Here is a 2,388-nt window from a genome sequence, read left to right as displayed (position 1 = left end):
TCGCCTGCCGCGCCCGGATCTGAACACCCACCCCTGATCGAGGAGTACTGCGATGGCGCGTGTGCGCTTCATCGGCCCGGAGCCGGTCACCGTGCCGGAGCTCGGCGGCCGCGAGATTCAGCCCGACGAGCTCGTCGAGGTCCCCGACGAGCGGTTCGAGGGCTACGTCTGCCAGACCACCACGTGGGAGCCGGTCGAGGAGCCCGGCGCCGCGAAGAAGACCCGGAAGGAGGGCTGATCATGGCGATCGGTTCCGGACTCGGCGCGCAGATTGGTATTGCGGCTGAGACGACGTACGGCACCTACGTGGCTCCGACGAAGTTCCCGGAGTTCACGAAGGAGAGCCTCGTCCTGAAGAAGACGACGGCGCAGTCCTCGGGGATCGCGGCGGGCCGGCTGATGGCGCTGTCGTCACGCCGTGTGGTGACGCAGCGGGAGGCGATGGGCGCGATCGAACTGGAGGTCGCCAACAAGGGCATGGGCGTCCTGCTGCAAGCCCTGATGGGTACGACGGTGACCCCGGTACAGCAAGGGGCGACGGCGGCGTACCTCCAGACGCACACGCTGGCGGATACGTGGGGCAAGTCCCTGACGATCCAGAAGGGTGTGCCGCTCACCACGGGCACGGTGACGGACAAGACGTTCGTCGGCTGCAAGATCGTGTCGGCGGAGTTCTCGTGCGAGGTCGGCGGCATGCTGACGGCGACGTTCGAGGTCGACGGTAAGGACTGCGACGAGACGAAGACCCTGGCGGTCGCCTCGTACTCGACGATGTCGCCGTTCCACTTCGGGCAGATGGGCCTGAAGACCGGAAGCTTCGGCGCTGAGACGGCGCTCGACGGCGTCCGCAAGGTGTCGGTGAAGATCGAGCGGCCCCAGGCCACGGACCGGTTCTACGCGAACCAGAGCGCGCTGAAGGCGGAGCCCATCAGCAACGACCTGGTGAAGATCAGCGGCAGCCTGGAGATGGACTACGTCGCCACCACGGTGGACGACCTGCACACCTCGGACGGTGCGACGTCGATGGTGTGGGAGTTCCTCGGCCCGATCATCGCGGCGACGCACGCCGAGACGTTCCGGATCAAGCTCCCCGCGATCAAGGTGGACGACGCACCGCCGAAGGTCGAGGGCTTCGACGTGGTCCGGCCGCAGTTCAACTTCACCGCCCTGTACGACGGCACCAACCAGGTCGCCATCGAGTACATGTCCACGGACGTCAGCCTGTAACGGAGGTGGGCCATGGGCGTCGGCTCCGTACAGATCACCGGCACCGGACAGCTCATCGAACTGTCCCGCCGCCTGAAGGCCGCCGGCGGCCCGCGGCTCAAGGCGAACTTTGCGCGCCGGATCCGGCACGCTGCCGAGCCGCTGAAGAACGGCATGCAGCAAACCATCCGGGACCTGCCGATCCGGGCCGACCCGAGGAAGCAGGGCAGCCGGGGCGGCCCGTCACCGACCACCAGGCCGCTGCGGGCGACGATCGCCGAGGCGGTACGGCTGTCGGTGCGGGCATCGGCGAATCCCGGCGCGCGGGTCTGGATCGACACGGCGCTGCTGCCCTCCGATCTGAAGGGCATGCCGAAGTACATGAACCGGGCCGACGGCCGAATTCGGCACAAGGTCTTCGGCAACAGGAAGCGCTGGCACAACAACTGGACCACGCCCCTGTGGTGGGACAAGACCGTGCAGGCGCACACGCCCCGCATGCGGGCCGAGGTCACCCGGGTCCTCAACGACGTACACCGCCAACTCTCCTAGGAGCAATCTTGATCATCGTGTACAGCCCCGCCGGCGGGGAGGTGGAGCACTTCGACGCTCGGTCGCTGAAGGTGTCCGAGGTGTCGATCGTGCAGCGGACGATCGACCAGACGTGGCGGGAGATCCAGAACGGTCTGGGCGACGGAGATCTGGAGGCCATGCGCGGCATCGCCTGGGTCATCAAGAAGCGGTCGCATCCCAGCCTGCGGTTCGGCGACTTCGACCCCGGCATTGAGGAGCTCGTCGCCCGGACGGACCGCGAGGAGACCGAGCGGTGGGCCGAGGCCACAGCCGACATCGTGTGGCAGACGGCAGGCGCAACCCCGGAGAAGGTGGTTGCCGCCCTGCAGCTCATCCCGGCCACCGCGCTGGACCGTGACCACGCCGAGGCCCTCGTCGAGCGTCTGGCCGCCGCCCCAAAAGCAGGGGCGGCCAGCCCGCAGTAGCCCGCGACGAGCAGCCCGCCCTCGACGTCGAGCAGCTGCGCATCCAGTACCTCGGCCTGTTCGCGCACCTGCTGCACATCCCGCCGCCGACGGTCGACGAGCTCCTCGTCGAGGACTTCGAGCGGCTCGTCCTGTGGATCGACCGACACCAGGCCCAGCAGGCGGGAGGTGGTGAGTGATGTCG

Annotated in this window: 4 protein-coding genes; all 4 read left to right on the top strand. The window is 68.0% G+C overall.

Features of this window, described 5'->3' with window-relative positions; all coding sequences use genetic code 11:
* Positions 1-52: 52 nt before the first annotated feature.
* Genes VIU94_RS12560 through VIU94_RS12545 form a run of 4 tightly spaced genes read left to right on the top strand, consistent with a single transcriptional unit; the run spans position 53 to position 2,204 of the window.
* Positions 53-238: a hypothetical protein gene (locus VIU94_RS12560; RefSeq protein WP_331910734.1), complete on the top strand. Its 186-nt coding sequence runs from the start codon at positions 53-55 to the stop codon at positions 236-238.
* A 2-nt stretch (positions 239-240) separates the two neighbouring features.
* A complete protein-coding gene (locus VIU94_RS12555) occupies positions 241-1,227 on the top strand; it encodes a phage tail tube protein (protein ID WP_331910732.1) in 987 nt (328 codons plus the stop codon).
* Between the two features lie 12 nt (positions 1,228-1,239).
* Positions 1,240-1,758, top strand: a complete 519-nt coding sequence (locus VIU94_RS12550) for a hypothetical protein (protein ID WP_331910730.1) — start codon at positions 1,240-1,242, stop codon at positions 1,756-1,758.
* An 8-nt stretch (positions 1,759-1,766) separates the two neighbouring features.
* The gene (locus VIU94_RS12545) at positions 1,767-2,204 is read left to right on the top strand and encodes a hypothetical protein (RefSeq protein WP_331910728.1); all 438 of its coding nucleotides are present in this window, start codon (positions 1,767-1,769) and stop codon (positions 2,202-2,204) included.
* Positions 2,205-2,388: the final 184 nt, after the last annotated feature.

Source organism: Streptomyces sp. (assembly GCF_036566765.1).
Taxonomy (GTDB): Bacteria; Actinomycetota; Actinomycetes; order Streptomycetales; family Streptomycetaceae; genus Streptomyces.
The sequence above is the reverse complement of the archived record's forward strand: the minus strand, read 5'-3'. Positions and strand labels throughout refer to the sequence as shown.

Coding starts and splice junctions, on each gene's coding strand:
- VIU94_RS12555 (WP_331910732.1), top strand. CDS start 241: ATGGCGATCGGTTCCGGACTCGGCGCGCAGATTGGTATTGCGGCTGAG.
- VIU94_RS12550 (WP_331910730.1), top strand. CDS start 1,240: ATGGGCGTCGGCTCCGTACAGATCACCGGCACCGGACAGCTCATCGAA.
- VIU94_RS12560 (WP_331910734.1), top strand. CDS start 53: ATGGCGCGTGTGCGCTTCATCGGCCCGGAGCCGGTCACCGTGCCGGAG.